General features: G+C 61.4%; 1 pseudogene. It reads left to right on the plus strand.

Annotated elements, in window-relative coordinates:
• Positions 1–464 (plus strand): annotated as a pseudogene (gene hycE / locus K0039_RS25230) (formate hydrogenlyase subunit HycE); the annotation flags it as partial.

Genomic DNA, 464 nt, shown 5'->3' on the forward strand with positions numbered 1-464 from the left:
TGGATGTGCTGCTGAGCACTCCGAACATGGAACAGCGCACTGTCGGCATTGGTCGTCTGGACCCGGAAATCGCTCGCGACTTCAGTAACGTCGGCCCGATGGTCCGTGCCAGCGGTCACGCCCGTGATACCCGCGCCGATCACCCGTTTGTCGGCTATGGCCTGCTGCCAATGGAAGTCCACAGCGAGCAGGGCTGCGACGTTATTTCCCGTCTGAAAGTGCGTATCAACGAAGTCTATACCGCGCTGAACATGATCAACTACGGTCTGGATAACCTGCCGGGTGGCCCACTGATGGTGGAAGGCTTTACCTACATTCCGCACCGCTTTGCGCTGGGCTTTGCCGAAGCGCCGCGCGGCGATGATATCCACTGGGGCATGACCGGCGACAACCAGAAGCTGTACCGCTGGCGCTGCCGTGCCGCGACCTACGCGAACTGGCCGACCCTGCGCTACATGCTGCGC

Source organism: Terrisporobacter mayombei (genome assembly GCF_020748465.1).
Taxonomy (GTDB): domain Bacteria; phylum Bacillota; class Clostridia; order Peptostreptococcales; family Peptostreptococcaceae; genus Terrisporobacter; species Terrisporobacter mayombei.